Origin of the sequence: Actinomadura latina NBRC 106108 (assembly GCF_001552195.1) — a bacterium.
Classification (GTDB): Bacteria; Actinomycetota; Actinomycetes; order Streptosporangiales; family Streptosporangiaceae; genus Spirillospora; species Spirillospora latina.
In genome coordinates, this window is the sequence record NZ_BCQS01000007.1 from 12820 (window position 1) to 39100 (window position 26281).

The 26281-nt window shown below is 71.4% G+C and carries 30 protein-coding genes and 1 pseudogene; 12 read left to right on the plus strand and 19 right to left on the minus strand.

What is annotated here, in order from left to right; all coding sequences use genetic code 11:
- The first annotated feature begins 146 nt into the window (after positions 1-146).
- Positions 147-956, plus strand: coding sequence for a bestrophin-like domain (locus AL2_RS12120; protein WP_067633164.1), 810 nt, complete (start codon positions 147-149; stop codon positions 954-956).
- On the opposite strand, the gene AL2_RS12125 is transcribed toward AL2_RS12120, so the two are convergent.
- The 5 genes from AL2_RS12125 to AL2_RS12145 form a co-directional block, all read right to left on the minus strand.
- Positions 934-2769, minus strand: coding sequence for a glycoside hydrolase family 15 protein (locus tag AL2_RS12125; protein ID WP_067633165.1), 1836 nt, complete (start codon positions 2767-2769; stop codon positions 934-936). The genes AL2_RS12120 and AL2_RS12125 overlap by 23 nt on opposite strands.
- A complete protein-coding gene (locus tag AL2_RS12130; RefSeq protein WP_067633167.1) occupies positions 2766-3164 on the minus strand; it encodes a PPC domain-containing DNA-binding protein in 399 nt (132 codons plus the stop codon). The genes AL2_RS12125 and AL2_RS12130 overlap by 4 nt, the downstream gene beginning before the upstream one ends.
- Before the next feature lie 26 nt (positions 3165-3190).
- Positions 3191-4087 carry a sugar phosphate isomerase/epimerase family protein gene (locus AL2_RS12135; RefSeq protein WP_067633169.1) on the minus strand — a complete coding sequence of 299 codons (897 nt, stop codon included), beginning with the start codon at positions 4085-4087 and terminating at the stop codon, positions 3191-3193.
- Positions 4088-4167: 80 nt separating this feature from the next.
- On the minus strand, positions 4168-5064 hold the full coding sequence (gene iolE, locus AL2_RS12140) for a myo-inosose-2 dehydratase (RefSeq protein WP_067633171.1): 897 nt from the start codon (positions 5062-5064) through the stop codon (positions 4168-4170).
- 8 nt (positions 5065-5072) lie between these two features.
- Positions 5073-6683 (minus strand): pyranose oxidase, encoded by a 1611-nt coding sequence (locus AL2_RS12145; RefSeq protein ID WP_067633173.1) that lies wholly within the window; start codon positions 6681-6683, stop codon positions 5073-5075.
- 167 nt (positions 6684-6850) lie between these two features.
- Here AL2_RS12145 and AL2_RS12150 point away from each other — a divergent pair, with 167 nt between their 5' ends.
- Genes AL2_RS12150 through AL2_RS12160 form a run of 3 tightly spaced genes read left to right on the plus strand, consistent with a single transcriptional unit; the run spans position 6851 to position 9271 of the window.
- Positions 6851-7717 carry a PHP domain-containing protein gene (locus tag AL2_RS12150; RefSeq protein WP_067633175.1) on the plus strand — a complete coding sequence of 289 codons (867 nt, stop codon included), beginning with the start codon at positions 6851-6853 and terminating at the stop codon, positions 7715-7717.
- Between the two features lie 10 nt (positions 7718-7727).
- The gene (locus tag AL2_RS12155; RefSeq protein WP_067633177.1) at positions 7728-8432 is read left to right on the plus strand and encodes an MBL fold metallo-hydrolase; all 705 of its coding nucleotides are present in this window, start codon (positions 7728-7730) and stop codon (positions 8430-8432) included.
- Positions 8433-8434: 2 nt separating this feature from the next.
- The gene (locus AL2_RS12160) at positions 8435-9271 is read left to right on the plus strand and encodes a RecB family exonuclease (protein ID WP_067633179.1); all 837 of its coding nucleotides are present in this window, start codon (positions 8435-8437) and stop codon (positions 9269-9271) included.
- Here AL2_RS12160 and AL2_RS12165 read toward each other — a convergent pair.
- Positions 9268-10176, minus strand: a complete 909-nt coding sequence (locus tag AL2_RS12165; protein WP_067633181.1) for an oxygenase MpaB family protein — start codon at positions 10174-10176, stop codon at positions 9268-9270. The genes AL2_RS12160 and AL2_RS12165 overlap by 4 nt on opposite strands.
- 128 nt (positions 10177-10304) lie before the next feature.
- Between AL2_RS12165 and AL2_RS12170 the strand changes: the two genes are divergently transcribed.
- The 3 genes from AL2_RS12170 (at position 10305) to AL2_RS12180 (ending at position 12584) form a co-directional block, all read left to right on the plus strand.
- The gene (locus AL2_RS12170) at positions 10305-10763 is read left to right on the plus strand and encodes a MarR family winged helix-turn-helix transcriptional regulator (RefSeq protein WP_245666575.1); all 459 of its coding nucleotides are present in this window, start codon (positions 10305-10307) and stop codon (positions 10761-10763) included.
- Between the two features lie 26 nt (positions 10764-10789).
- The gene (locus AL2_RS12175; RefSeq protein ID WP_067633185.1) at positions 10790-12208 is read left to right on the plus strand and encodes an MFS transporter; all 1419 of its coding nucleotides are present in this window, start codon (positions 10790-10792) and stop codon (positions 12206-12208) included.
- An 82-nt stretch (positions 12209-12290) separates the two neighbouring features.
- A complete protein-coding gene (locus AL2_RS12180; RefSeq protein WP_067633187.1) occupies positions 12291-12584 on the plus strand; it encodes a DUF1330 domain-containing protein in 294 nt (97 codons plus the stop codon).
- Between the two features lie 95 nt (positions 12585-12679).
- On the opposite strand, the gene AL2_RS12185 is transcribed toward AL2_RS12180, so the two are convergent.
- Both AL2_RS12185 and AL2_RS12190 read right to left on the minus strand, forming a co-directional pair.
- On the minus strand, positions 12680-12976 hold the full coding sequence (locus AL2_RS12185; protein ID WP_067633189.1) for a hypothetical protein: 297 nt from the start codon (positions 12974-12976) through the stop codon (positions 12680-12682).
- Positions 12977-12981: 5 nt separating this feature from the next.
- A complete protein-coding gene (locus tag AL2_RS12190; protein WP_218003651.1) occupies positions 12982-13167 on the minus strand; it encodes a DUF1059 domain-containing protein in 186 nt (61 codons plus the stop codon).
- Between the two features lie 145 nt (positions 13168-13312).
- On the opposite strand from AL2_RS12190, the gene AL2_RS12195 reads away from it, so the two are divergent.
- A complete protein-coding gene (locus AL2_RS12195) occupies positions 13313-13825 on the plus strand; it encodes an Imm21 family immunity protein (protein ID WP_210748428.1) in 513 nt (170 codons plus the stop codon).
- Positions 13826-13846: 21 nt separating this feature from the next.
- Here AL2_RS12195 and AL2_RS12200 read toward each other — a convergent pair whose 3' ends face one another.
- Complete coding sequence (locus AL2_RS12200) at positions 13847-14707, minus strand: oxidoreductase (RefSeq protein WP_168444731.1); 861 nt, start codon at positions 14705-14707, stop codon at positions 13847-13849.
- A 54-nt stretch (positions 14708-14761) separates the two neighbouring features.
- Here AL2_RS12200 and AL2_RS12205 point away from each other — a divergent pair, with 54 nt between their 5' ends.
- A complete protein-coding gene (locus tag AL2_RS12205) occupies positions 14762-16339 on the plus strand; it encodes an FAD-binding oxidoreductase (protein WP_067633195.1) in 1578 nt (525 codons plus the stop codon).
- A gap of 234 nt (positions 16340-16573) precedes the next feature.
- On the opposite strand, the gene AL2_RS12210 is transcribed toward AL2_RS12205, so the two are convergent.
- On the minus strand, positions 16574-16852 hold the full coding sequence (locus tag AL2_RS12210) for a DUF397 domain-containing protein (protein WP_067633197.1): 279 nt from the start codon (positions 16850-16852) through the stop codon (positions 16574-16576).
- Positions 16853-16885: 33 nt separating this feature from the next.
- Positions 16886-17236, minus strand: a pseudogene (locus AL2_RS12215) (DUF5753 domain-containing protein); the annotation flags it as partial.
- A 5-nt stretch (positions 17237-17241) separates the two neighbouring features.
- Between AL2_RS12215 and AL2_RS12220 the strand changes: the two are divergent.
- A complete protein-coding gene (locus tag AL2_RS12220) occupies positions 17242-17622 on the plus strand; it encodes an ATP-binding protein (RefSeq protein ID WP_247612214.1) in 381 nt (126 codons plus the stop codon).
- 1 nt (position 17623) lies between these two features.
- On the opposite strand, the gene AL2_RS12225 is transcribed toward AL2_RS12220, so the two are convergent.
- A complete protein-coding gene (locus tag AL2_RS12225; RefSeq protein ID WP_067633203.1) occupies positions 17624-18190 on the minus strand; it encodes a TetR/AcrR family transcriptional regulator in 567 nt (188 codons plus the stop codon).
- 90 nt (positions 18191-18280) lie between these two features.
- Here AL2_RS12225 and AL2_RS12230 point away from each other — a divergent pair, with 90 nt between their 5' ends.
- The gene (locus AL2_RS12230; RefSeq protein WP_067633205.1) at positions 18281-19204 is read left to right on the plus strand and encodes an SDR family oxidoreductase; all 924 of its coding nucleotides are present in this window, start codon (positions 18281-18283) and stop codon (positions 19202-19204) included.
- 41 nt (positions 19205-19245) lie between these two features.
- Here AL2_RS12230 and AL2_RS12235 read toward each other — a convergent pair whose 3' ends face one another.
- From AL2_RS12235 to AL2_RS12245, 3 genes are read right to left on the minus strand one after another with little or no spacing between them, the layout of a single operon-like run.
- Positions 19246-20067: a helix-turn-helix domain-containing protein gene (locus AL2_RS12235; protein ID WP_157438121.1), complete on the minus strand. Its 822-nt coding sequence runs from the start codon at positions 20065-20067 to the stop codon at positions 19246-19248.
- A gap of 55 nt (positions 20068-20122) precedes the next feature.
- A complete protein-coding gene (locus AL2_RS12240; protein WP_067633209.1) occupies positions 20123-20998 on the minus strand; it encodes an alpha/beta fold hydrolase in 876 nt (291 codons plus the stop codon).
- A 36-nt stretch (positions 20999-21034) separates the two neighbouring features.
- Positions 21035-21928 (minus strand): IS982 family transposase, encoded by an 894-nt coding sequence (locus tag AL2_RS12245; protein WP_067633211.1) that lies wholly within the window; start codon positions 21926-21928, stop codon positions 21035-21037.
- Positions 21929-22030: 102 nt separating this feature from the next.
- Here AL2_RS12245 and AL2_RS12250 point away from each other — a divergent pair, with 102 nt between their 5' ends.
- Complete coding sequence (locus AL2_RS12250; RefSeq protein WP_067633213.1) at positions 22031-22741, plus strand: glycerophosphodiester phosphodiesterase; 711 nt, start codon at positions 22031-22033, stop codon at positions 22739-22741.
- Positions 22742-22788: 47 nt separating this feature from the next.
- Here the strand turns inward: AL2_RS12250 and AL2_RS12255 are convergent, their stop codons facing one another.
- From AL2_RS12255 to AL2_RS12270, 4 genes are all read right to left on the minus strand, one after another.
- The gene (locus AL2_RS12255; protein WP_083946443.1) at positions 22789-24279 is read right to left on the minus strand and encodes a DEAD/DEAH box helicase; all 1491 of its coding nucleotides are present in this window, start codon (positions 24277-24279) and stop codon (positions 22789-22791) included.
- A 569-nt stretch (positions 24280-24848) separates the two neighbouring features.
- Positions 24849-25142, minus strand: a complete 294-nt coding sequence (locus AL2_RS12260; RefSeq protein WP_067633723.1) for a GlsB/YeaQ/YmgE family stress response membrane protein — start codon at positions 25140-25142, stop codon at positions 24849-24851.
- A gap of 125 nt (positions 25143-25267) precedes the next feature.
- Positions 25268-25492 carry a DUF3107 domain-containing protein gene (locus AL2_RS12265; RefSeq protein WP_067633725.1) on the minus strand — a complete coding sequence of 75 codons (225 nt, stop codon included), beginning with the start codon at positions 25490-25492 and terminating at the stop codon, positions 25268-25270.
- Between the two features lie 146 nt (positions 25493-25638).
- Positions 25639-26268, minus strand: a complete 630-nt coding sequence (locus AL2_RS12270) for a TetR/AcrR family transcriptional regulator (protein ID WP_067633217.1) — start codon at positions 26266-26268, stop codon at positions 25639-25641.
- Between the last annotated feature and the right edge of the window lie 13 nt (positions 26269-26281).

The following is a 26281-nucleotide window of genomic DNA, read 5'->3' on the forward strand; positions in this document are numbered from 1 at the left end:
CCCACCGCCACCTTCGCCACATAAAGTGAAAACGCAGATACGGAGCGCAATGGCGAACGTATCCCGTCAGCCGGTGCCTAACCCGGGGTACGGGGGCGAACCGTGGCCCGCGCCCAGGCCCGGGCCGGGAACCAGCAGGGGGGACAGTGGACACGGCCGTTACCTTCGACGCGCTGTTCCCGTTGGCGTCGATCCTGGTCACGCTGCCGACCTGGGTGACCGGGCTGCTGATCATCGTCGGCCTGCCCGTGCTGGTCACCGTGCTCCAGGCGCTCATCCGGCACCGCTTCCCGGTGCTGAGCCTGCGGCGGCACAACGACGTCGCCGGGTTCCTCCTCGCGGTCATCGGCGTCATCTACGCGGTGTCGGCCGGGTTCATCCTGATCGATCTGCACGACGCCCGGAACGAGGCGAAGTCCGCGGCGCATTCGGAGGCCCTGACGCTCCTGGCCATCGCCCAGCAGAGCCGGGTCATGGGGCCGGACGCGCAGCGGCGGATCACCGCGCGCGTGGTCGCCTACGAGAACGCGGTGATCGGTTCGTGGCCGCCCGGTGAGGGGAGCGCCGAGGCGCCGCCGCGGGCGCTGGAGCGGCTGCAGACCGAGATGGAGGGGCTCCGGCCGACGACCCAGACCCAGGAGGCGTTCGTCTGGGAGGCCTCCCGCCGGCTCATGGAGGCCGGTATCGAGCACCAGGAGCTCGAGGTCGAGGCCGCCGACGGCTCCCTCGACGTGCTGCTGTGGATCGCGGTGATCATCTCCAGTGCCGCGACCCTCGCGTTCTGCCTGGTCTTCGGGCTGGAGAACGCCCGCCTGCACTACCTCATGGTGGCCGGGGTGACGATCGTGATCGCCGTCAACCTGTTCCTCATCGTGGAGCTCAACTACCCGTTCAAGGGCGATCTGTCGGTGCGGCCGGACGTCGCCGAGCACGTCATCCGGGAACTGGGACGATGAGCTGCTTGCGCGGCGCCGACGACAGCGCCTCGTCCAGGGACAGCGCGGCGCCGACCAGGCCGAGATGGCTGAACGCCTGCGGGAAGTTGCCGAGGTACCGGCCGGCGGAGTCCATCTCCTCGGCGAAGAGACCGAGGTGGTTGGCGTAGGAGTGCACCTTCTCGAAGGAGAGCCGGGCCCGTTCCAGGTCGCCGGACCGGGTGAGGGAGTCGATGTACCAGAACGAGCACATGCAGAAGGTGCCCTCGGTGCCGGTGAGCCCGTCGGAGGCGCCGTCCCCCGTCCGGTAGCGGTACACGAGCGCGTCGTCGGCGAGGCGGTCGTCGACCGCGCGCAGCGTCGACATCCAGCGGGGATCGTGCGCGGAGATGAACCCGGTGATCGGCATCAGCAGCACCGCGGCGTCCACGATGGTGCTGCCGCGGTGCTGGACGAACGTCCCGAGCTGCTCGTCCCAGAACTCCTCGTGCATGCTGGCGTGGATGCGGTCGCGCACCTCCCGCCAGCGGTCGATCGGCGCCGGCAGGGACCTGCGCTCGGCGACGGCGATCGCCCGGTCGAGCGCGACCCAGCACATCAGCCGGCCGAACAGGAACTGCTGGCGGCCTCCCCGCACCTCCCAGATCCCCTCGTCGGGCTCGGCCCAGTTGGCGGCGACCCAGTCGACGGACTTGCGCAGGTGCTCCCACAGCTCGTGGGAGACGTGCTGGACCCGCTGGTCGTACAGGTCGACCAGGTAGAGGAACTCGCCGTAGATGTCGAGCTGCAGCTGGTCGTACGCGCCGTTGCCCACCCGGACGGGCGTCGAGCCCCGGTAGCCGGACAGGTTCGGCAGCGTCTCCTCGCTCAGGTCGTGCCGCCCGTCGATGCCGTACATGATCTGCAGCCGCCCGTCCCCGGACGACTCGCGGTAGCGCTGGGTGACCCAGTCGATGAAGCGCCGGGGTTCGTCGGTGAAGCCGAGCCGCAGCAGCATCGCGGCGGTGAGCGAGGCGTCGCGGATCCAGCAGTAGCGGTAGTCCCAGTTGCGCTCGCCGCCGACGAGCTCCGGGAGGCCGAAGGTCGCGGCGGCGGCGATCGAGCCGTACCCCTCGGAGGTGAGCAGCTTCAGCGCCAGCGCCGACCGGGTCACCATCTCCCGCCAGCGCCCCTGGTAGGCGCCGTGGTCCACCCAGTCCCGCCAGAACTCGACCGTGTGCCGGAAGGCGTGGTCGACCCAGCCCTGCCGGCCCGTCACGGAGGCCGTGTCGGGGCCGATCATCTCGAGGACGAAGTCGAGCCGGTCGCCCCGGGCCAGCTCGAACTCTCCCACGGCGTCCCCGTCCTCGACGCGCAGCGGGACCGGGGTCCGCAGGCGCAGCACCTTCCCGCCGCCGCCCTCGGGCTCGAAGCGGACCTCGCGGTCGCTGCTGAACGCCTTGTGCGGGATCCGCGCGTAGCCGAACCTCGGCGCGCAGCGCAGCCGGAACCGGAGCCGGCCGCTCACGCCCGTGACCCGGCGCACGACGGTGTGCGTGTGGCGCATCTCGCCGACCGGCATGAAGTCGGTGATCTCGGCGACGCCGCCGTCGGACAGGAACCGGGTCAGCAGCACGTTGGTGTCGGGCAGGTAGATCTGCCTGAGCCGCCCCTTCTCCCCGGCCGGGCCGATCTGGAAGGCGCCGCCCTCCTCGGCGTCGAGGAGCGCCGCGAAGATGGTGGGGGAGTCGAAGTCGGGCAGGCACAGGTAGTCGATCGAGCCGTCGCGGGCGACCATGGCCACGGTGTGCAGGTCGCCGATCAGCCCGTAGTCCTCGATGTCCTTGTAGCTCATGACGGCCGCCTCTCCGTCAGCGACACCAGCAGCATGGGTTGGGCCACCGCGCGCACCAGGTGGCCGCCGAAGGCGTTGCCGTCGGGGCCCGCGAGCACGGCGTGGAGGTGCACCCGCGGTTCGGCGTCCAGCGCCACCTGGCCGGTCACGTTGAGCACCTCGACGTGCTCGTGGGGGACCTGGAGCTCCACGAACCGCTCGGACGGCATGTCGTAGCGGGCCAGCGTGAACTCGTCGAACCCGCCGATGGCCACGAGGAAGCCGTGCTCGACGGAGTTCTCGGCGGCGAACGCGGTGATCCGCGTGACGACCTCGTCGCCGGCGGCGACCCGGAGGGAGAGGTTGCGGACCCCGTCCGGGGACGCCGCGGCACGGTTCGTCGGGTCGGTGCTCATGGTGGTCTCCCTCACGAGTGGTCTCCCTATGAGTGCGCGGCCACGGCCGGCGGCGACTCCAGGGCGGCGGAGTACAGCTGCTCGGTGATGAAGCGCTGCGCGTGCCCGGCGAGGTCGTCGGAGTCGTCCCACGGGTCCCGCCAGATGCAGAGGGCGTTGGACAGCTCCGGGGCGATCACCGCCGAGGAGAAGGACTCGAAGATGATCGGGCCGGTGTAGCCCGCCCGGTGCAGGGCGCGGAAGAAGCCGGCGAAGTCGATGTCGCCGGACCCGAGGTAGCCCCGGTTGCTCTCGCCGACGTGCACGTAGCCGAGGCGGTCGCCGGCCACGAGCACCGGGTGCGCCGTGTCCGGCTCCTCGATGTTCAGGTGGTAGGTGTCCAGGTGGACGTCCACGTTGGGCCGGTCGATCTCCTCGGCGAGGGCCAGCGCCTGCGCCGCCGTGTTCACCAGATTGGTCTCGTAGCGGTTGCAGGTCTCCAGGCCCAGCCGGACGCCCGCGTCGGCCGCCAGGTCGGCCGTCCGGCGCAGCACCTCGGCGGACTGGGCGCGCCCCCGCGCCGTGGGCGGCCGGTCGTACTTGCCCAGCATGCTGTAGATCGTGCCGCAGAGGCGGTCGCCGCCCATGTCGCGGACGAGTTCGACCCCCTGCCGGAGGCGCCGCTCCCCGGCGGCGACGGCGGCGGGGTCCTCGCTCGTGATGTCGGTGTCGCGGGTGTGGAACAGGTTGCCGGTCACGGCCAGGCCGTGTTCCGCCATGATGCGCCGGGTCGAGGGGGCGTCGATGTGCCAGCTGTCCAGCAGCGGGATCTCCAGGCGGTCGTAGCCGCAGGCCCGGGTGCGCTCGGCGGCGTACCGGGCCCGGCCCTCGTTCCAGTCGCCCGTCCAGACCAGGGCGTGGATGCCGAGAGTAGGTGCTTGCATGATCGTCCTTTCCCGGGAGGACGGCGCCCCGTCCGGCGGCGTCCCGTCCGGCGGCGTCCCGTCCGTCAGCGTCCCGTCCGTCAGCGTCCCGTCACGGCGTGCAGGTACTCGCGGGCCTTCTTGGCGTAGGCGAGCGGTTCCGCCTTGGCGGGGTCCTGCTCGGCCTCGACGACCAGCCAGCCGGTGTAGCCGCCGTCGTCGAGCGCCCGGAGGATCGGCTCGAAGTCGGTCATCCCGTCCCCGGGGACGGTGAAGATCCCCGCGAGGACGGCGTCGCGGAAGCTGGGGTCGTCCCGGCGGGCCCGTTCCAGCACGTCCTGGCGCAGGTCCTTGAGGTGGACGTGCCCGATGCGGTGGACGTGGTCGCGGGCGAGCGCGAGCGGATCGTCCCCGGACCAGGCCAGATGGCCCGTGTCGAGCAGCAGCAGCACCCGGCCGGGGTCGGTCCCGGCGAGCAGCCGCTCGATCTCCGCCCGGGTCTGCACCCCGGTGCCCATGTGGTGGTGGTAGCAGAGCCGCATGCCCGCCGCCGCCGCGAGGCCGCCGATCTCGTCCAGGCCGTCCAGCAGCAGCTCCCACTCGGCGTCGTCGAACACCGGCTTGTTCGCCCGCAGCGCGACGGGACGCTGGTGGACGGCGCCGGCCAGCTCGGCGACGACGATCTCGTCGCCACCGGCCGCGCGGATGAAGTCCAGCTGCTCCCGGAAGGTCGCCAGGGTGCGTTCGCGCATGCCCTCGGCCGTGAAGTAGGTGCTGGCCCACGGCTCGGAGACGCGCAGGCCGCGCAGCCCGAGGGCCCGGCGCAGGACCTCCGGGTCGGCGGGGAACTTGTGGCCGACGCTGCATCCCTCGAAGCCGGCGAGCGCCATCTCGCTCACGCACTGCTCGAAGGCGATGTCGTCGCCGATCTCGGGGAAGTCGTCGTTCGTCCAGCCGGTGGGCGTGATCCCGAACGACACCCGGTCACCGTCGAACATCGCGCCCCCTAGGTCGTCCCGGGCGAGCGCCCGAGCATGTGCCGCGCGGCCTTGATCGCCAGTGCGACGCTGGTGAGCGTGGGGTTGCTCGCCGTGCCGCGCGGGATGACGTTGTTGCCGCCGAGGTAGAGGTTGTCGATGCCCCACACCCGCGAGCGGGTGTCGGCGACGCTGGTCTCGGCGTTGTCGCCCATCCGGGTGGTGCCGGTCACGTGCAGCGGCAGCCCCGGCTCCACGAACCGCGGCTCCGATCCGGGCAGGAAGCCGCCGAGCGCGCTCGCCGCGCGGAGCATGTCGCGCATCATCGCGTGCTGGTTGCGGCGGTCCCGCTCGCCCAGGCGGAAGGCGAAGGTCGGCTGCGGCATGTCGAAGGCGTCGCGATGGCAGTCGGAGAACACCACGCGGTTGTCCTCGCGCGGCTCCACGATGCCGAACCAGCGCAGGTCGACGACCAGCCGCGTGTCGACGTTCGGGGCGACCTCCCCGTAGTGGAAGGCGTCCCGGTGGACCTGGCAGTGCCAGGGCCGCTCCTCGGACACCGGTATCCACACGTTGGGCTCGGGATCGTTCTCCGGGATGGGGATCGGGTCCTCCGGGCTCCGCTTGCGGTGCTCGCCGATCCGGTCGGTGAAGCGGGAGTCGTCCCGCACGCCGTCCACGATGTCCTGGTGGAGCACGATCTGGCAGAACGCCACGGGCTGCTCGCACAAGTAGCGGCCGAGCGCCTCGGGCCGGATGTGCGAGGCGTGCAGCAGCTGGGGCGTGAGGACGGCGCCGCCCGCGACGATGAAGTGCTCGGCCTCCACGCGCAGCGTCCCCCAGTCGCCGAGGTTCTGGATCTCGGCGTACTCGACGCGGCTTCCGTCGGCGCTGCGGACGAGGCGCCGGCACAGGTGGTCCGGCCGCAGGTCGAAGAGGTCGTCGCGGGCGCCGTCGGCGAGCGGGCCGAGCACGCTGTCGGCGCCGCTCCAGTGCACGAAGTCCGGATTGTCGGTGCGCCGTTCCACGGCCAGCGGCAGGTTGCACACGCCGTACCGCTCAGGCAGATCGGTGTACTCCCCTTGCAGCTTCTCGCGCACGATGGTGTGCCGGATGGCGTGGTCGAACGCGTCGTCGTGCGTGTTGAGCAGCCGCTCGGCGTCGCCGTAGAGGACGTCCCACTCCTGCTCCGCGAGCAGGTCGCTGCGCTCGACGACGGGATGGTGCCGGGGCGTGGCGCACGTCCAGTGCGTGGCCATGCCGCCCACCCCGTAGGTGACCGCCTCGGCGCCGAGGTTGACGGTGTGGTCCTGGTCGGGGTTCTGGTTGTTGCGGACGAACCCGCGGTGCCGGTCGAAGTCGACCCGGAACGACGCGGGGTCGAGGGTCACCTCGGGCCGGTCGTTCGACGGCACCGAGAGCAGGCTCAGATGGCCCCTGATGACCGAGGAGAACAGGTCGAGGTTGCGCTGGTAGAGGTAGGCGTTCTTCAGGTGCGCCCCCGGACGGGCGGACAGCGCGGACCCGGCCTCCACCATCAGGACGCTGCGGCCGGCCTCGACCAGTTCGCGGGCGAACGCGCTGCCCACGGGCCCGGAGCCGACGATGAGAGCGTCTACCGTGCGGGTTTCGTGGTTCATGACCGCCTCCCCGTCACCTTGAGCGGACGCCGGCCGGAGGGTCCGGCCGGGCCGTCGGCCGGGTGCGCCGGTGTGCGCGATGTACGTCGGTCACCAGCACACACCTCGCGCCGTGAGGAGGTAAGTGGTGGCCGTCACTAGCCGGGCGCCGCTGGTAGGAAGGGGGCATGCGGATCGATCTGCACTGCCACAGCGACGCGTCCGACGGCACCAGGCCGCCCGCCGAGGTCGTCAGGCGGGCGCGGGCGCGGAACCTGGACGTCGTCGCGCTGACCGACCACGACACGGTCGCGGGGTGGGACGAGGCCGCGGGCGCCCTGCCGGACGGCCTGACGCTCGTCCCCGGCATCGAGCTGTCCTGCGCCCAGGACGGCCGGAGCCTGCACATGCTCGGCTACCTGTTCGACCCGGAGCATCCGGCGCTCGCCGCCGAGCTGGCCCGGATCTGCGACGACCGCGTGGTCAGGGCGCGGACCATGGTGGACCGGCTCCGCGATCTCGGCGTGGACATCACCTGGGGCATGGTCCGGGCGCTCGCGCGCGGCGAGGCGGTGGGCCGCCCGCACATCGCGCGGGCCATGGTGGAGGCCGGCGTGATCAGGACGGCGGGCGAGGCGTTCACCCCCCAGTGGATCGCGCAGGGCGGCCGCGCCTACGCCGAGCGGTACGCGCTGGACCCGGAGCGGGCGATCGGGCTCGTCCGCGCGGCCGGGGGAGTGTGCGTGCTGGCGCATCCGCGGGCCCGCCGCCGCGGCTACGTGTTCGACGACGAGGTGATCGAGCGGCTCGCCGCCGCCGGGCTCGCCGGGATCGAGGCCGACCACCCCGACCACGTCCCCGGGGACCGCGCCCGCCTGCACGATCTCGCCGCCGCGCTCGGGCTCGCCGCGACCGGCTCCAGCGACGACCACGGCGCGCTGACCGGCGACCGGCTCGGCGCCGGGACGACCGCGCCGGACGCCTTCGAGCGCCTCGCGGAGGCCGCGTCCGGCAGTGATCTCCGTGTGCGGGATGGAGGCCGCGAAGCACGGTAGGGTGCCTTGCGTGGACGCGCGCATCGAACAGGTTGTGACGCCGGGGACGCTGACCCTGGACGACACCGAGTACGACGTCGAGAACAACACCTACATCGTCGGCGACGACGACGAGGTCATCGTGATCGACCCGGCGAACGACGCCGAGGCCATCCTCAAGGAGGTCGGCGACCGGGACGTCATGGCCGTCATCCTGACCGACGGCAATGAGCACCGCCTCAGCGTGGTGCTGGAGGTCGCCGCAGCCGGCGAGGAGGACGAGGACGACTGGGCCCCGATCGCGATGCACCGCGCCGACCGGCTGCTGTGGCGCGACTACTTCGGCCGCCTCGCCAAAGAGGAGGAGGACGAGGACGACGCCAAGGCGCTCCGGTCCCTCGAACCCGACATCTGGCTGGAGGACGGCGGCGTCTTCGAGATCGGTGACGCGCAGCTGGAGATCGTGCACACCCCGGGCAACACCCCCGGCAGCGTCTGCGTGATCAGCGAGCAGCTCGGCACGCTGTTCTCCGGCGACACGCTGCACCGCGGCCGGCCCGGCTCGATCGGCGGCGTCTACGAGGACCTGCGCAAGCAGCTCAACTCGATCGGCGCGCTGCTGACGCCGCTGCCGAAGGAGCTGAAGGTCCTGCCCGCGCAGGGCGAGGAGACCACGGTCGGCGAAGAGGACGCCCGCTGGGAGACCTGGGGCTCGCTGGCGAACGAAGACGACTAGCGGTGGAGCAGCTGGGCTTCGACGGGATGCCCCAGCGGCTGTACACGTGCACGCCGTCGCGGCTGAACACGTGGCTTGACTGCCCGCGCCGCTACCGGATGACGTACCTCGATCGTCCGATGCCGCCGAAGGGCCCGCCGTGGGCGCACAACAGCGTCGGCGCGAGCGTGCACAACGCCCTGGCCGGCTGGTGGCGGCTGCCGCTGCGTGAACGCACCCCCGAGGCCGCCGGGCGGCTGCTGGCCCGGGGCTGGCTGACGGACGGATTCCGGGACGAGGCGCAGTCCGCGCGGTGGCGCGACCGGGCCCGCGAGATGACCGAGCGGTACGCCGCCGGCCTCGACCCGTCCGACGAGCCGCTCGGCGTGGAGCGCACGGTCGCGACCCGCACCGACCGGATCGCCGTGTCGGGCCGCATCGACCGCCTCGACGCGCGCGGCGCCGAACTCGTCGTCGTCGACTACAAGACGGGCCGGCACATCCTGACCTCCGACGACGCCCGCGGCTCCCTCGCGCTGGCGATCTACGCGGTGGCGGCGGCCCGCGTCCTGCGCCGCCCGTGCCGCCGCGTCGAACTGCACCATCTGCCGTCCGGGGAGGTCGCGGTGTGGGAGCACACCGACGAGTCCCTCGCCCGGCACATGCGCCGCGCCGAGCAGATCGCCGCCGAAGCGGCCGCGGCCGACGAGGCGTACCGCGCGCACGGCAGGGCGGACGACGAGATCTTCCCGCCGCGTCCGGGCGGCCTGTGCGGGTGGTGCGACTTCGCCCGGCACTGCCCGGAAGGCCAGGAGGCCGCCCCGCGCAAGGAGCCCTGGGCGGCCCTCCCGGCCGACTAGGCCGATGCCAGCGCCCGCCGGTCCGGCCAGCGGCGCGGGTCGCGGAGCCCGTAGAGGCCCCTGCTCACGTCGTAGCCCTCGGCGGCGAGCCGCTGCCGGGTCCGTTCGAGCATGTCGCGGGTGTCCTTCGCGAACGCGTAGTCGTGCACCCGCTCCGGCACCGAGTTCATCGCGAGCCGGAACGACCTGAGCGCCGCCGTCACCACCGGCTGCGGCACCTCGGGCAGCGCCCCGTACATCTCGCGCGCCCAGTCCGGCAGCGAGTAGTAGCAGAGCGCGCCGAACGGGAAGTAGCCCGGCTTTCCGGGCGAGAGGAACTTCAGGTTGTCCGGCAGCGTCGGCCACATGAGGAACCGGACGGTCTCCGCAGCCTCCTCGGTGACCCGCAGCCGGGGCCGCATCTCGGCGAAGAACGCCTCCATCTCGGCGACGCTGCCGGGGACGTCCTCGGCGTGCAGCCCGACGAGCGTCGCGGACTTGCGCTGCTCGTCCAGGTACCGGTCGGCCATGGCGCCGGTGATCGGCTGCCCGGCCCGCCGCGCGACCTCCAGGTAGGAGTAGACCTCGGCGCAGTGCACCCACAGCAGCAGCTCGGGCTGGTCGAGCCGCTCCTTCTTGCCGGTGTCGTGGTTGAGGATGCGCAGGCTCCGGTGGATCTCCCGCACCCGGTACGCGGCCTTCTCGACCTCCTCCGGGCTGCCGAATGTGCCGAGCCCCACGAAGTCGGACGTCCGCTGGAGCCGCCCGAACGGGTCCTCACGGAAGTTGGAGTTCTGCCAGACGCCCCACATCGCCATGGGGTGCAACGCCTGGAGCATCAGGCTGCGCACCCCGCCGATCCACATGGACCGGTCGAGGTGGACGCGCCAGGTGACGCTCTCGGGGGGCTGGATCGTCGCGGGCATAGACACCTCCGTGAGACAAACTTCAGTAAGTGTGTCATTACCGCCCCGCGACCTCGACACCGCCCCCTTGTTGTCACCCCGATCGGAAGATACATAAAGGATTCATATAAAGCTGCTATGCTTCAGGTGTGAGTCGCCAAGGCGCCGCGCACGGCGCATCCGATGCCATCGGGTCAGCCCTCTACGGTCTGGCCACCAGGGCCGTGAGACGCCTTCCCCGCGACATGAGCCTGACGTCCGCCGCCACCTTGGCCACCCTGGACAAGACCGGCCCGCGACGGATCACCGATCTGGCGGTGGCCGAGGGCGTCACCCAGCCCGCGATGACCGTCCTGGTCCGGGTGATGGAGGAATCCGGGCTGGTCGAGCGGAAGGGTGATCCGTCCGACAAGCGGGTCACGCTGGTGCGCCTGACCGAGGCCGGCGCGTCGTACGTCCGGACGCGGCGCCAGGCGGGCGTCGACGCGTACGCGCGGTTGATCGACGAGCTCACCGGTGACGAGGTCGAGGCCTTGACAGCGGCCCTTCCGGCGCTGCTGCATCTGGCGGAGCTCGAAGGCCGCGCCCGAGAGGAGTCGGACCGGTGACCGCGGCCCGGGCTCATGACAAGCCCATGAGTACTGCCCAGATGCGTTCCGAGGCACGTCTGCTGGTCCCCGCCCTGGTGTTCATCGCCCTGGTGGTGGCGGCGGTCGCCAGCCTCGGGACGCCGCTCATCACCAGCGTGGCGACCACGTGCCACGTCTCCCTCGACAGCGCGCAGTGGACGCTGACCATCGCCCTGCTCAGCGGCGCCGTCGCCACCCCTGTCCTCGGCCGGCTCGGAGCCGGTCCGCACCGGCGGGCCGCGATTCTCGCCACGCTGGCGATCGTCGTCGTCGGCAGCGCGCTCACCGTGCTGCCGCTGCCGTTCGCCTGGCTGCTCGCCGGCAGAGCGGCCCAAGGCGTCGGACTCGGTCTCACGGCGCTGATGATGGGCGTGGCCCGCGACCATCTTCCCGAGGCGCGCAGCGCGGCCACGATCGCCCTGATCTCGGTGGTCTCCATCATCGGAGCCGGCGTCGGCTACCCGCTGGCCGCGCTGCTCGCCGAGTTCGGCGGACTGCGGGCCGCCTACGGCCTCGGCCTGCTCGTCACCGGCATCGCATTCCTGACCGCCTGGCGCTCCATGCCCGCAGCCCCCGAAGGCCGCTCCGCCCCCGTGAACGTGGCCGGTGCGCTCCTCCTGGCGGGTGGACTGCTCCTCGTCCTGTTCCTGGCCGGCGAGAGGAGCCTGTGGAGCCGACACCTCGCCGTGGCGGTGACCCTTGCCGTCGCCGCCGTGCTTCTGCTGTGCGTCTGGACCGTTTCCGAGCTGCGCAGCACGACGCCTCTGGTCGACGTCCGGGCGGTACGGCACCCGGCGGTCGCCGGGGCGAACATCGCCATGTTCGTCGGCGGGAGCGGCATGTACCTCCTGCTCACGCTCATCACCCGCTACGCGCAGACGCCGCACAGCGCCGGCTACGGCTTCGGGCTGAACACCTTCGCGGCGGGGCTGGTCCTCATCCCGTTCTCCCTGCTGGGGTTCGTCGCCGGCAGGCTCACGCCCCGGGTCCGCGAACGGATCGACGGCCCCCTGCTCCTGGCAGGCAGCGCCGCCCTCGTCGGCGGCGGGTTCGTCCTGTTCGCCACCGCCCGGTCCAACCTGGCCGAACTGCTCGCGGCCATGGGCGTGCTGGGCCTCGGCGTCGGCAGCTTCTCGGCCGCCATGCCCGGCGTCATCCTGGCCGTCACGCCCAAGAGCGAGACGTCGAGCGCCATGAGCTTCAACTACGTCGTCCGCAGCGTCGGGTACTCCCTGGGCAGCGCCATCGGCGGTCTGGTCCTGGCCGCCGGCACCGCCACGGGCCGCCTCTTCCCGAACGACGGCGCCTACACCACCGCGGCGCTGGTCGGCGTCGCCGCGATGGCGATCACGACGATGACCAGCCTCGTCCTCGCCCGCCGACGCTCACCCGAGACCAATCCGACCGCATCCCCAGCCGATTGATCGAAGCCGTCCGACCTCGACGCACTCCGTCGGCTCGCTGACCCGCGGCGCGCCGGCCATGGATCCGAACACAGGAGGTACCGTGCCCAAGGGCTACTGGGTCAGCGTCTACCGCACCATCGCAGACCCCGAGAGGCTCGCCGCCTACGACAAGCTGGCCGGTCCAGCCGTCAAGGCCGCGGGCGGGCGGCTGCTCACCCGCGGCGAGCGGGTCGCCGCACACGACGCAGGAATCGCCGAGCGCGTCATCCTGATCGAGTTCGACAGCTTCGAACGGGCGGTCGCCGCACGCGCGAGCGCGGCCTACCAGGAGGCGCTGGCCGTACTCGCCGACGGCGTCGAGCGCGACTTCCGCATCGTCGAGGGCCTCGACTGACGACCGATGCCGCGTCGGCGACGAACACGAAGCCGGCTGCGGGGATCACCCGGATGAGCCGCCGCGCCCGCGGCCGCACGGGCGCGGCGGAGGTGTCACAGGTCGTCAGACCGCACGACGTCCAGGTTCATGAACCTCGGGCCGGTCTTGCAGAGCGACTGGATCTGCTCGGCGATGTGCCGGGTCTCGGGCAGGTCGCTGTTCCGCATGGCCTCCTCGTAGGTGGGGAACTCGACGATGTCCACGAAGTGGGTCGGATTCTCGCGGTCACGGGTGTGGAACTCGTGGGTCGCCGCGCGCTTGCCCTCGGTCGCGGTCGCCCAGTCGTCGAACAGCCCGTTCAGCTCGTCCTGGTGGTCGGTCTCGTACTCGATGATCTGCACGAAGCTCATGTGCCTCAACCCCTGGCCATCGCCGGCTCGTCCTTGAGGTGATCGCGGATCTCGTTCCGCAGCTCCTGGGTGTCGGTGTGCCCGTGCACCGAGGCGGCGTGCTCGGCGGCGGCGCGGACGACCTCGTCCTCCTCGCCGCTGATGGCGAGCGTGCACCCCGACTCGCTCGGCATGTCCCTGCAGTCGGCCATCTTGCGCATGTTTCCTCCTGACGGCCCGCCGCACCGTCACAAGTACCTTCAATCCTCACATATGACCTGGTCAGAGTGAAGACGTGCGCGGATGTCGGACGCGCCTTGTACTGTGGCGCGGCCACCGATGGAGAGGCGGGGACCTATGGAGCTGGCCTGGGTCGAGTCCGGGGGAGGGCCGCTGCTGGCCGCGCCCGCGTCACAGCTCGCCCAGTGGTGCGGCGTGACGGACGACGACGGCCCCGTGGAGACCTGGGGCGACTACGGGCGCGCGTGCGCGGTCGAGGGCTACATCGGGCTGGTCGGCGTGGGAGCCGGGCAGGGGCTCGTCTTCGGCGACGAGCCCGCCACCACGACCTACCTGCCGGACGAACGGCTCTTCCTGCGCCGGACGGCGGCGAACTCCGAGACCGAACTCGTCGCCGCCGCGCGGAAAGCCCTCCAGGACGTCCGTTGGGACGACGACGAGGACCTCGTCTGGGACGTGGACGGTCCGGTCGTCCTCGTCGATTCCGCCTGGCCAGGCGCGACCCCCGAGCCCGGCAACCACCTGGCCGTCGACCTGCCGCCCGCCCGCTACCGCGTCCGCGCCGCCTACCGGGAAGACGGCGTCAACGGCATGATCCTCGTCCAGCTCCAGCCGGCTCCGCCGCACTGACCGCCGGGTCATGGGCTTCGTCTAGAGGCCCAGCTCCGCGAGGTCGTCCGGGGTCAGCCGCAGCGCCCCGGCCGCGATGTTCTCCTCCAGGTGCTCCAGCGAACCGGTGCCGGGAATGGGGAGGACGTTCGGCGAGCGGGCCAGCAGCCAGGCCAGGGCCACCTGCGGCACGGTCGCACCGTGGCGGGCGGCGACGGCCTCCAGGCGTCCGGCCGTGATGGGCTGGAAACCGCCGACCGGGAAGAACGGGACGTAGGCGATGCCCGCTTCGGCGCAGGCGTCGACGAGCGCGTCGTCATCGCGCTTGGACACGTTGTAGAGGTTCTGGACGCAGGCGATCGGCGCGATCGCCCGGGCTTCGGCGAATTCCGCGGCGGTGACGTTGGAGACGCCGAGGTGGCGGATCAGCCCCTCGTCCCGCAGCGCGAGCAGTGTTTCCAGCGGGGCGGCGGGCGATGCCTCCGAGCGGTCGAGGTCGCCCATCCGCAGGTTCACCACGTCCAGCCGGTCCACGCCGAGCGAGCGCAGGTTGGCCTCGACGCCGCGGCGCAGGCCGCCGGGGGTGAGGCCGGTCTTCTCCGCCGCGGGCACGGTGAGGTCGGAGCCTTCGACCAGCGCCCCGACCTTGGTCACGATCACCAGGTCGTCGGGGTACGGGTGCAGCGCCTCCCGGATCAGCTCGTTCGCCGCCACCCCGTCCCGCGAGTAGTAGTGCGAGGTGTCGATGTGGTTCACCCCGAGTTCCACGGCCCGGCGCAGGACGGCCAGGGCCGTCTCCCGCTCGGGCCGGTCGCCCCGCGGCCAACCGGTCAGCTTCATCGCGCCGTACCCGATCCGGGCGACCTTCAGGTCCCCGCCCAACGCCCACTGTTCCATCGTCATGATCGCCTACTTTAGGCTCCGCACTGCGGCAGGTCGTCGGATCTGGAGGGTGTGATGGGGACGCGGTCCTGGTGGGGTTGGGGCGATCTGGAGGACGCGGTCACGGGCGCGGAGCGGGCGGCGCTCATCAGACGGGTGGCCGCCCTGCTGCCGGACGCCGAACTGGTCGACCACCAGCCTCCGGTGATCGGTGACCTGGACGTCGGGTCGCCACGGGTGGAGGCGCCCGCGCCACTTGCCGTCCTCTGCTCGGACGACCCGGCCGACCGGGCCGGGCACGCCCGAGGCAAGGCGTTCCGCGACGTGGCCCGCAATCTGCTGGGCGATGTGGGGCAGGTTCCCGACCTGGTGGTCAGGCCGCGCGACGAACGCGACGTGATCGACGTCCTCGACTGGTGCACCGGCGCGGGAATCGCGGTCATCCCCTACGGCGGCGGCAGCTCGGTCGTCGGAGGCGTCGAGCCGCGGCTGGACGGTGATCGTGTGGTCAGCCTCGACCTGGGTCGGCTGGCCGACGTGGTCGAACTGGACACCACCGCCCGTGCCGCCCGGATCCAAGCGGGTATCTACGGCCCGGCCCTCGAAGACCGCCTACGCCCGCACGGGCTGACCCTGCGGCATTTCCCGCAGTCGTTCGAGTTCTCGACGCTCGGCGGATGGCTGGCCACCCGGGCGGGCGGCCACTACGCCACCGTGCTCACCCACATCGACGATCTCGTGGAATCCCTGCGGGTGGTGACTCCGATAGGCGTGAGCGAGTCCCTGCGGCTGCCCGGCTCGGGCGCGGGCCCGTCCCCGGACCGGATGTTCCTGGGCTCGGAAGGCACGCTCGGCGTCATCACCGAGGCGTGGATGCGCCTGCAGGAACGTCCACGCTGGCGTGCGGGAGCCTCAGTCCTGTTCGCCCGCTATGACGACGCCGTCGCCGCGACCCGCGCCCTGGCGCAATCCGGCCTGAACCCGGCCAACTGCCGCCTGCTCGACCCCATGGAGGCGCTGCTGAACGCCGGCACCGACTCACCCGGCGGCGTCCTGGTCCTAGGCTTCGAATCCGCCGACCACCCCGTCGAAACAGCCCTGGACCGGGCTCTGGAACTGTGCCGCGACCACGGCGGCCGCCCGCAGCCGAGTTCGGGCGCACGCAACGCGTCCGACACCTGGCGCACCGCGTTCCTGCGGATGCCGTACCAGCGCGACGCCCTCGCCGCCCACGGCATGATCGTGGAGACCTTCGAGACCGCCTGCACCTGGGGCGCCTTCCCGGCCCTCCGCGAGGTGGTCGTGACAACGGCCGAAGACGCGATGCGCGCGGTCGGCGCCCAAGGCGTGGTGACGTGCCGCTTCACCCACGTCTACCCGGACGGCCCCGCCCCCTACTTCGGCGTCTACGCAACCGGCCGCTGGGGTTCGACCGTGGCGCAATGGGACGAGATCAAAGCAGCGGTCTCGGGCGTCCTGTCCGATCAGGGCGCCACGATCACCCACCACCACGCCGTAGGCCGCGACCACCGCCCCTGGTACGACCGCCAACGCCCGGAGCCCTTCGCCGCCGCCCTCCGCGCCGTCAAATCCACCTTGGACCCGGCCGCCATTCTCAACCCGGGCGTGCTCCTAGACCCCGCCGGGACCTGAACTGGCGAACGATATCCAGACGTTGAGCGGCGGATCATGCGTGTCGACACAGTCTGCGGTCCGCTGCCCGGGTGTCTTCGCCGTTGCGCGGACGGTCATCGATGGCGGTTTTCGTGGCGCCTCCGTGGCGGGTGATCCGAGAGCGCAGCCGAACCTTGACGGCTCCTCGTGCGCTTCGTTCACTTGCGGCGTGTTGCCCTTAAGAGCGATCGGTTAAGGGCAACACGCCGCAACTCAACGTAGTTTCGCAGTTGCTGAGGAGAGGTCGAGGCGGCCGGTCTTCACCGTGGTGAGGAAGGCGTGCCAGGCGTCGACGCCGAGGCCGAGCACTGGTCCGTCCGGGTCCTTGGAGTCCCGCGCCAGCACCACCGCCTCGTCGGCCCGCAGCTCTACGCACTGACCACCGTTGCCCGCGCCGTGGCTGCTCGTGCTCCAAGTGGCGCCAACCTCGACGCAGTTGCCCTGTTCCCCACTGTGACTGCTCTTGCGCCACCGCATGTCTGAGTGCTTCATGATGACCCTGCACTCCTAGCTAGCTCTCCTGGCCTACGAGACTTCGTTGGCCACCCTAGCGATCAGCGCAAGAGACTGGTCTGGGCCCAGCGCTCGCGAGCGCAGGTGGTCGAAGAGATCTACGTACTCTTCAACATCGGAGGGATCTTCCAGGTAGATGCTTCCCAACCGGTATTGGACGTACACGACATCGGGATCGGCTGGCTCAGGGAAGCGGAGGACGTTGCACGCGCCTTCCATGCCGGGGTGCGCACCTGCCGAGAAGGGGAGAACCACGATGTTGATGTGGTCGAGCTTCGCCAACTCGGAGAGGTGCTGGAGCTGTTCACGCATCGTCTCCCGGTCGCCGACCTGCCGTCGGATCACTGCCTCGTTGAGGATGGCTGCTGCTGCTCTCCGAGACGCTCACCAACGCGATCGTCCACGGCAAGGGCGACCTCGTGGAGGTGGACGCCTACGTGGGTACCGCCAACATCCGGATCGAGGTCACCGACGAGGGCGGCACCGGCCTCCCGCACCACGTCGACGACCCGCACGGCGAGCACGGGCGCGGCCTGCCCATCCTGGCGATGCTCGCCAAGTCCTGGGGCTTCGAGCAGTTGGACGACGGGCGGCTGCGGGTCTGGTTCGAGGTGCCGCACACCGTCGCCCCGAATCCCCGTGAGCCTGTCCAGCCGAGCGCTGCCGCGAGCCGGGCCCGTCCCGGCGATGGCGCACACGGAGTCTCCGCTCGCGCGGCGAACCGGGTGGCCCATCGCGGTGATCGATGAGTCAGGTGGCGGCGGTTAGGGATTTCAGTTCGTCGAGGGACTCGCGGATGAAGTCGGGGAGTTCCTGCTCGGTGGGGGCGTTGAGCCAGCGTTCGAAGGCGACCTTGAAGACGGCGATTCCGGCCTCGGCGGTCAGGGTGGCGGCCGGGTCCGGGACGCCGCGTCCGCGCAGGGTCTCGGCGAGGGACGCGGCGAAGGCGGCCATCTTGACCAGTTCGCGCTCGCGGAGTTCCGGGTTCGCCTTGATGACCGCCTGGCGGCGGCGGGAGCGCTCGCGGTTTCCCACGAAGACGGCGCCGATGGTCTCCAGGGCGGCGGCGGTCGCTTCGAGCGGAGGCGCGGACGCGGGTGCGCCGGCTGCGGCGTCCGTGAGCATGGTGCGGAGTTCGGTCGTGCCGCTGAAGAGGACCTCGCGCTTGTCGGCGAAGTGGCGGAAGTACGTCCGCTCGGTGACGCCCGCGCGGGCGGCGATCTCCGCCACGGTCGTCTTCTCGAATCCGCGTTCGCCGTAGAGGTCCAGTGCCGCCTGTTCGAGCCGGCCGCGCGCGTTCGGCTCCCATCGCCCCATGCCGGTAGATCCTAGTCGATGACAGTCACTGACATAGGTGTGCTATGTTGATGACAGTGACTGACATCGGTTGCGGTAGTGGAGGTTCTCATGCGCGTTTTCGTCACCGGGGCGTCCGGCTGGATCGGGTCCGCCGTCGTCCCCGAACTCATCGGCGCGGGGCACCGGGTCATCGGGCTCGCGCGTTCCGATGCCTCGGCCTCCGCGCTGGGCGAGGCGGGGGCCGAGGTGCGGCGCGGCAGCCTGGACGATCTCGACGTCCTGCGGGACGCGGCCGCGGCGTCGGACGGGGTGATCCACCTCGCGTTCAAGCACGACGTCGCCTTCGCGGAGGGCCGGTTCCAGGACGCGGCGGATGCCGACCGCCGGGCGGTCGAGGCGTTCGGCGACGCGCTCGCCGGTACCGGCCGGCCGTTCGTCCTGGCCTCCGGGCTGGTCGGCCTCCTGCCGGGACGTGTGGCCACCGAACGGGACGCCCTCGTGCCCGACCCGTCGCTCGACATACCGGCGGGGCCGGCGGCCCGGCTGGCCACCGCACACCTCACGCTGTCCTTCGCCTCGCGCGGGATCCGCTCGTCCATCGTGCGGCTCCCCCCGACGGTGCATGGCGACGGGGACAAGGGCTTCATCGCGAGCCTGGTCGGCGTCGCCCGCGAGAAGGGCGTCTCCGGCTACATCGGGGACGGGGCGAACCGCTGGCCCGCCGGGCATGTGCTCGACGCCGCGCACCTGTTCCGGCTGGCGCTGGAGAAGGCACCGGCCGGGTCCGCGCTGCACGCGAGCGCCGATGAGGGGGTGCCGATCCGGGCCGTCGCCGAGGTGATCGGACGCCATCTCGGCCAGGAGGCGGTGTCCGTCGCCCCGGATGACGCGGCCGGGCATTTCGGCTGGCTGGCTCCGTTCATCGGGATCGACGCCCCCGCGTCGAGTGCGCTGACCCGTGAACTGGTCGGGTGGCATCCGACTCAGGTCGGCCTCGTCGACGACCTGGAGAAGGGGCACTACTTCGCCTGATGGAGGCAGGCCGCCGGGGGGCGCGAGCCGTCCCCCGGCGGCTACTCCAGGGCGGCGAGGCAGTCCGTCAGGAAGGTCCTGGAGCCGGCCGGGGAGAGGGCCAGTGCCTCGATCGTCTGCCAGCTGTCCCAGAGGTCGGCCTGCGCGGCGTCTATGCCGAGGGCCGTGTGGACGATGGAGATCCGGCCGGGGAGGCCCGGGAACTCCAGGACGTCGAAGGACCCGTTGAGGCCCGGGTGGACGCCCGCGTCCGGCGTGACGACGCGGACGGTCGACCGGCCGTCGGCGGGAAGTTCGAGCAGGTGGGTGAACTGCGCGCGCATGATGTCCGGCGGGCCGCCGTGGCGTTCCAGGGTGAGGCCGTCGAGGATCACGTCGAGGGTGCGCGGCCGGTGCCGCTGGCGGCTGCGGAGGAGGTCCCACTCCTCGTCCACGTCGACCGCGGGGTACTGGTGCTCGAACACCAGGCGCGCGTACTCCTCGCAGCGGACGAGTTCCGGCATCCGGCCGATGCCGAAGACGTGGACCAGCGAAGACTCCGACTCGATCGTGTAGATGTCGCGGACGAGGGCCTTGATGCGCCCCACATGGCGGGCCAGCCACGGCGGGCCCGCGGGACGGGACGACAGGTCGACCACGGCGTCCCGGATGTGCGCCGGGGTGCCGTAGGAATCGAGGATCTCCGCGACCTGGCCGGGCGTGACCGGCCCGAAGCCCGTCTCGACACGGGCCAGCCAGTCGGCGTCGACGCCGAGCCGGGCCGCCGCCTCGCCGTAGGACAGTTCCAGGATCTCCCGGATCTGGCGCAGATGCTGCCCCACGCTCCGCGCGTTGATGTTCGGGGCTCGGTAATCCACCGGCATGCGCACAGCGTAGAACGGCCGGGCCGACGATGTGCGACGATCCGATAGCTGACCGTTACTTCAGGGTGTGTTCCGTTTCGTTCCAGAACGCACGGAGGGCGGCGGCGGTGGTCTCGGGGGCCTCCCACGCGGGGGAGTGGGCGGCGCCCGGGATGACGACCTTGGCGGCGTTCAGGCGCTCCGCCATGGTGGCCTGGGTGGACGGGGACCACACGTCGTCGTCCTCGCCGCACAGGACGAGGGTGCGCAGGCCCGAGTCGGTGCAGTACTTGGCGAGCTCGTCGACGCGGTCGGGCGCCGTGAGGATCTCGTTCGCCATGCAGGCGAGGCCCTTCTCGGAGTTGCCGAGCGTGCGGGCCTTGAGGAACGCGACGATCTCGCGGTGCACGCCCCGTCCGGCATAGTCGGGTTCGAGGCTGAGCGCCCAGATCTGCTCCATCCCCAGCTCCGGGATGGCGTCGCGCAGGGCGCGGGCCTTCGCGGCGGCCTGGCCGCCGACCGCGGACGGGCCCGAGCTCATCAGCGTGAGCGACGCCGGAAGCGCCCCCGACAGGACGGTCTCCCGGCAGACGAGCCCGCCGAACGAATGCCCCACGAGGTGGACGGGGTCGGGCCCCAGGCCGTCCAGGAGGGCCGCGATGTCCTCGCCCAGGGCGGCGCGGGTGTAGGCCGAGACGTCGTCGGGGCCGATCGACTCGTACTGGCCGCGCATGTCGACGGCGATGACGCGGCGGCCGGACGCCGCGAGCGTCTGCAGGACGGCGAGGAAGTCCTCCTTGCTGCCCGTCAGGCCCGGGACGAGCACGGCGGGGAAGCGTTCGGGCACACCCGAGCCGGGGAGCGCCTCCAGCGCGGCGAGCGGGCCGCGGGGCGTCTCGACGGTCGTACGGCTCACGCCGGGGGGCAGGGTCAGGAACCGGGGCGTACTCACGGACCACCAGCCTAGACGAGTAAGTCCGATCTCTGGTCAGTGGTCATAGGCGATCAGTGATCGGGAGATCGGGCTGTTGGTTGCGTTGTTGTGCCAGATCGCGGCGGTCATCGCCAGGACGCGCTGGGCGATGCGGATCGCCACGCCGGCGATGGAGCGTCCACCGTGATCTTCCAGATCCAGCTGGCCCTTGAGGGTGTCGTTGACCGACTCGATCAGCTGGCGGACCTTCTTGAGCATGGGCTCGCCGTGGCGGGCCTTCTCGTCCTTGCGGGACGGACGCAGCATGGTGATCCGGTACTCCTCCAGCAGCGTCTCGAAGTCCTTCCCGGCGAACCCCTTGTCGCAGATCAGCAGGATGCCGTCGTGTTCGGCCGTCACACCCGCGTCGATCTCGAGCATCGCGGCCAGTACCTCGCGCTCGCCGATCTTGGGGTTGGCCAGTGCCCACAGGATCGGCATCCCCGCTGGAGTGCACACCAGGTACAGCTTCAGTCCCCAGTAGAACCGCGAGTGGCTGGCGCAGTAGCCGTACCCCGCCCATCCGGCAAGCTCCGAGCGCATCACCGTCGGCCGGGACATCCCGCAGGGCACCGGGGTGGAGTCCACGACCCAGCAGTCGTCCAGCCAGAAGTCGCTGGACCGGGCCAGCATCCGGATGACCCGCTTGACCAGGCCAAGCGCCGCCCGCAGCCGCTTGTTGTAGCCGGACTGCTGCGGCAGGTACGGGAACATGCCCGTCAGATGCTTGCGGGCATAGCGCAGCCAGTGCGTCTCGGAGGTGAACCCGAACAGTGCCTGGACCACGGCGAGGCAGACCAGTTCCGCGTCGGTGAGCCGCGGTGGCCTGCCCGTCCATCGCGGTCCTCCCAATTCGTCGTCGATCTTCACGTACAGTGCGGTGAGAAGGGTTTCGATGTCGTTCGTCACAAAACGATCATCGGGACCCTTCACTGCGTCCCGCTGGACTTCGGACTTACTCGTCTAGTCAATGGACGTCGGTGCAAAAGTCCCGGTGGTAGCGTCACGAGCGTGCCTTCGAAACCGGCCATCTCCGCGCACCGCCGTGACGAGGCGGGACTGACGGGGCTCGGCGAGGCCGCCGGGTCCGGCGCCGAGTACGTGGAGATCGACATCCGGCGGACCGGGGACGGCCGGCTCGTCGTCCACCACGACCCGGAGATCGGCGGGCTCCGCCTGAACCGGCTGAGCTACGCCCGGATCCAGGACCTCGCGTCCCGGCCCGTCCCGCTCGTCGGCGACGCCATGAACATCATCGCGGGCCGCGCCAAGGGTCATCTCGACCTCAAGGAGCGCGGCTGCGAGCACGAGACCGTGGCCCTCGCGATGGAGGCGTTCGGGCGGGACGGCTTCGTCGTCACCACCCGCGAGGTCGGTTCCCTGTACGAGATCAAGAAGAGCTTCCCGGGCGTCCGGACGGCCCTGTCGGTGGGCCGCAACCTGTGGGAGCGCGGCGCCGCGCACGACTTCGCGCCGCTGCGCCTCGTCCGCCGGGCGGGCGCCGACATGGTCGCGCTCAACCACCGGCTCGCGCGCGTCGGCGTGCTGCGGCAGTGCGGCCGCGCCGGGATCCCCGCCATGATCTGGACGGTCAACGCCGAGACCGTGATGCGGCGCTTCCTCGGCGACCCGCGCGTCGCCGTCCTCGTGACCGACCACCCCGGCACCGCCCTGCGGCTACGGGACGGCCGGGACGACCGGAGCGGGCGCGCCCGCACATAGCTCGACCGCGAGACCGAGTGAGGGTCTCGCGGTCGTCACCGGGCGGATCACGCCGTCTGCGACGCCTCGGCGGAGTCGGCCGCGGCGGCCGCGGCCGGCTTGCCCGCACGGGTGCGGCGGCGGGTGCGGCTGCGCTTGCGCTCAGTCGCGACCGCGTCGACGACGTTGCCGTCAGCGGTCTTTCCGTCCGCGGGCTCCGCGACGTCCGCGGCGGTCTCGGCCTCCGTCGCGCCCGCCTCGACCGGCTGGCCGGCGCGCGTGCGGGTCCGGCTGCGCTTGCGGCGGCGCGGCCGGGGACGTTCCCGGTCCCCGTCGTGGTCGGCGTGGGTGGCACCGCGGGTGGTGTGGCTGCGGATCTTCCCGGTCTCGCCGATGTCCTCCAGCTCCTCGGCGTCCAGCCCGGCGCGCCCGTGCCGCTGGTCCTTCGGCAGCTTGCCCTTCGTGCCCTCGGGGATGCCGAGCGCCTCGAAGAAGTGCGGGGACGTCGAGTAGGTCTCCTGCGGATCGGCGAACGGCAGGTCGAGCGTGCTGTTGATCAGCTTCCACCGGGTGCGGTCGGACCAGTCGATGAACGTGACGGCGACGCCCTCCTTGCCCGCGCGGCCGGTCCGGCCGATGCGGTGCACGTAGGTGTCGGCGCTGTCGGGGCACTCGTAGTTGACGACGTGGGTGACGTCGTCGACGTCGAGGCCGCGGGCCGCCACGTCCGTGGCCACCAGCACGCCGATCTTGCCGCTGCGGAACGCGCGGAGCGCCCGCTCACGCTGGCTCTGCCCGAGGTCGCCGTGCACGGCGGCGGCGTCGAAGCCGCGCTGCGCGAGGTCGGCGGCCACCCGGTCGCAGGCCCGCTTGGTCTGGCAGAAGATCATCGTGAGCCCGCGGCTCTCGGCCTGCAGCAGGCGGGCGATCATCTCCGGCTTGTCCATCTGGTGGGCCTGGAAGACGTGCTGGACGACCTGTGGCGTCGCGTCCGACTCGGTGTGCGACTCGGCCCGGACGTTGGTGGGACGGGTCAGGTACTTGCGCGACAGCGCGACGATCTCGCCCGGCATGGTCGCCGAGAACATCATCGTCTGGCGCTTCACCGGGATCCGCTGGACGATGCGCTCGATGTCCGGCAGGAAGCCGAGGTCGAGCATGCGGTCGGCCTCGTCCAGCACCAGGATCTCGACCTTGGACAGGTCGAGGTGCTTCTGCTTCACGAGGTCGAGGAGCCGGCCCGGGGTGCCGACGACGACGTCGACGCCGTCGCGCAGCGCGCTGATCTGCGGCTCGTACGCGCGCCCGCCGTAGACGGACAGGACGCGGCTGCCGAGCTTGCCGCCGGCGACCAGGAGGTCGTCGGTGACCTGGAGGGCCAGCTCGCGGGTCGGGGCGACGACGAGCGCGCGCGGCTCCTTGCCGCCGTGCTCGATGCGCTGTAGCAGCGCGGCGCCGAACGCGAGGGTCTTGCCGGTGCCCGTGCGGGCCTGGCCGATGATGTCGTGCCCGCCCAGCGCGATCGGCAGGGCGAGTTCCTGGATGGGGAACGCTTCCACGATGCCCTCTGCTTCAAGGGCGTCTGCTATCTCGGGTACGACCCCGAGTTCACGAAAGGTAGTCAGGGCTTTCAGCCTCCAATATGCGGGGTCTCGGCCCCCGGGTGCGGCGCGGCTCGCCGGCGCGACTCCGTCCTCGCGGACGTGTCCGTCGTTCCTGTGGCCGCGCGCTCGCGCGGGAGGGACCAGCCGTTGATCAAATCTCTCGGCGACCGCAGTCAGGGGTTGAGAGCAGTCACTCGCTGTGGCTGCGTGCGGTCACACTCCGCGACGCAGTGTACCGACCGGCAGTTGCATACACCAATAGCCGATCACCGGACTCAACGTTTCCGTAGTTTCATCTATTCCATGCCCGTTCCTCCAGGCATTATCCGGTGGGGGCGGAGGGGCGCCGCGGCCCCTGGGCGGGGTCCGCGCGGACGGCCACATCCGGACACGCCGCGACCGGGCGGCCGGCTCACCGGACGAGCGGCACGGCCGAGGGCCTCTCGCCCCGAGTCCGTCCCCGAGGACGGGGAAAGCCCCCGCCTGGCAGGCGGGGGCCTTCGCTGCGGGGGCCGGGCGGACGGTCAGTAGGTGCCGCGGCGCGTGCGCCAGCCGCTCTTGCGGCCGCTGCCGCGCCCGCGCGTGTTGAGCGCGGTCAGGCCGGCCACGCCGAGTGCGGCGATCACGACCGCGAACACGAAGGCGATGACGGTGCCCGCGCCGAGCGCGTCCGCGACCACACCTCCGAGGATCGCGCCGGCGATGCCGACGAGGATCGTCAGCAGGATGCCGATCGGATTGCGGCCCGGGACGAGCAGCCGGGCGAGGGCTCCAATGACGGCACCGACGACGATGAACCAGAGGACCGTCGTGAGCATGTCGATCATCCATTCCTTTTCCGTGGGCCTGGCGGCCCGTGAACGACGATCGATATGCCCGTTCTGTCGGATTGAAACAAAACGCAGGTCAAGGCCCGGTGAACCGGGTCAAGCCGTCCCGCGTACTACGTGCCGAACCCCACGCTGCGCTGCTCGTCCTCGGAGATCTCCAGGTAGCCGACGCGGGCGGCCGGGATCACGATCCGCCCGGCGCGCCTGTCCTTGAGGACGAGCACCCCGTTCGGCTCGGCGAGCGCGTCGGACAGCGCGTCCGTCACCTCGTCGGCCGACTGCGCCGTGTCCACCACGAGCTCCTTGGGAACGTTCTGCACCCCGATGCGAACCTGCAACGCGCTGCTCCCTTCGTCCGTCACGTCCCGCCGACCACCGGCGGACCCTTCCGATGGTCGCACGGAGATCACCGGATCCGCCGTCACCCGGTTGAGCCGAGGGTGAACGCGGAACACGGCCGGGCCGGAGGCGGCCGGCGGGGGGATCAGGTCTGGTCGGTGGTGCGGGGGAAGCCGGAGATGCCGCGCCAGGCCAGCCGGGCGATGATCTTCTCGGCGGTGTCCTTCGGGATGGTGCGGTGCTGGGAGAGCCAGAACCGGGCGCTGACCTCGGCCATGCCGACCAGGCCCATGCCGAGCAGGTGCGCCTCCTCGGCGGGGGCGTTGGTGTCCTCCGCGATGACCTGGGCGATCATCTCGGCGCACTGCTGGTTGGCACGGTCTACGCGGGCCCGGACGGGTGCCACGTTGCGCAGGTCGGACTCGAAGACCAGGCGGTACGCCTCGCCGTCGCCGGCCACGAAGTCGTAGAAGGCCTGCATGCTCGCCTGGACGCGCAGCTTGTTGTCCGTGGTGGACTCCAGCGCCTCGCGGACGATCTTCACGAGGGCCTCGGCGTGCTCGTCGAGCAGGGCCAGGTACAGCTCGAGCTTGCCCGGGAAGTGCTGGTAGAGCACGGGCTTGCTGACGCCTGCGCGCTCGGCGATCTCGTCCATCGCCGCAGCGTGGTAGCCCTGCGCGACGAACACCTCCTGGGCCGCGCCGAGCAGCTGCCTGCGGCGCGCCAGCCGCGGCAGCCTCGTGCCGCGGGGGCGGGCGTCCGGGGTCGCGGTCACCACACTCTCCGAT

What these genes read in the sequence shown, in the direction of transcription:
- AL2_RS12125 (WP_067633165.1), bottom strand. Translation starts at nt 2,769, where the DNA reads ATGAGCTACAAGGACATCGAGGACTACGGGCTGATCGGCGACCTGCAC.
- AL2_RS12130 (WP_067633167.1), bottom strand. Translation starts at nt 3,164, where the DNA reads ATGAGCACCGACCCGACGAACCGTGCCGCGGCGTCCCCGGACGGGGTC.
- AL2_RS12135 (WP_067633169.1), bottom strand. Translation starts at nt 4,087, where the DNA reads ATGCAAGCACCTACTCTCGGCATCCACGCCCTGGTCTGGACGGGCGAC.
- iolE (WP_067633171.1), bottom strand. Translation starts at nt 5,064, where the DNA reads ATGTTCGACGGTGACCGGGTGTCGTTCGGGATCACGCCCACCGGCTGG.
- AL2_RS12145 (WP_067633173.1), bottom strand. Translation starts at nt 6,683, where the DNA reads ATGAACCACGAAACCCGCACGGTAGACGCTCTCATCGTCGGCTCCGGG.
- AL2_RS12150 (WP_067633175.1), top strand. Translation starts at nt 6,851, where the DNA reads ATGCGGATCGATCTGCACTGCCACAGCGACGCGTCCGACGGCACCAGG.
- AL2_RS12165 (WP_067633181.1), bottom strand. Translation starts at nt 10,176, where the DNA reads ATGCCCGCGACGATCCAGCCCCCCGAGAGCGTCACCTGGCGCGTCCAC.
- AL2_RS12175 (WP_067633185.1), top strand. Translation starts at nt 10,790, where the DNA reads ATGAGTACTGCCCAGATGCGTTCCGAGGCACGTCTGCTGGTCCCCGCC.
- AL2_RS12185 (WP_067633189.1), bottom strand. Translation starts at nt 12,976, where the DNA reads ATGAGCTTCGTGCAGATCATCGAGTACGAGACCGACCACCAGGACGAG.
- AL2_RS12190 (WP_218003651.1), bottom strand. Translation starts at nt 13,167, where the DNA reads ATGGCCGACTGCAGGGACATGCCGAGCGAGTCGGGGTGCACGCTCGCC.
- AL2_RS12195 (WP_210748428.1), top strand. Translation starts at nt 13,313, where the DNA reads ATGGAGCTGGCCTGGGTCGAGTCCGGGGGAGGGCCGCTGCTGGCCGCG.
- AL2_RS12200 (WP_168444731.1), bottom strand. Translation starts at nt 14,707, where the DNA reads ATGACGATGGAACAGTGGGCGTTGGGCGGGGACCTGAAGGTCGCCCGG.
- AL2_RS12205 (WP_067633195.1), top strand. Translation starts at nt 14,762, where the DNA reads ATGGGGACGCGGTCCTGGTGGGGTTGGGGCGATCTGGAGGACGCGGTC.
- AL2_RS12210 (WP_067633197.1), bottom strand. Translation starts at nt 16,852, where the DNA reads ATGAAGCACTCAGACATGCGGTGGCGCAAGAGCAGTCACAGTGGGGAA.
- AL2_RS12225 (WP_067633203.1), bottom strand. Translation starts at nt 18,190, where the DNA reads ATGGGGCGATGGGAGCCGAACGCGCGCGGCCGGCTCGAACAGGCGGCA.
- AL2_RS12230 (WP_067633205.1), top strand. Translation starts at nt 18,281, where the DNA reads ATGCGCGTTTTCGTCACCGGGGCGTCCGGCTGGATCGGGTCCGCCGTC.
- AL2_RS12235 (WP_157438121.1), bottom strand. Translation starts at nt 20,067, where the DNA reads ATGCCGGTGGATTACCGAGCCCCGAACATCAACGCGCGGAGCGTGGGG.
- AL2_RS12260 (WP_067633723.1), bottom strand. Translation starts at nt 25,142, where the DNA reads ATGCTCACGACGGTCCTCTGGTTCATCGTCGTCGGTGCCGTCATTGGA.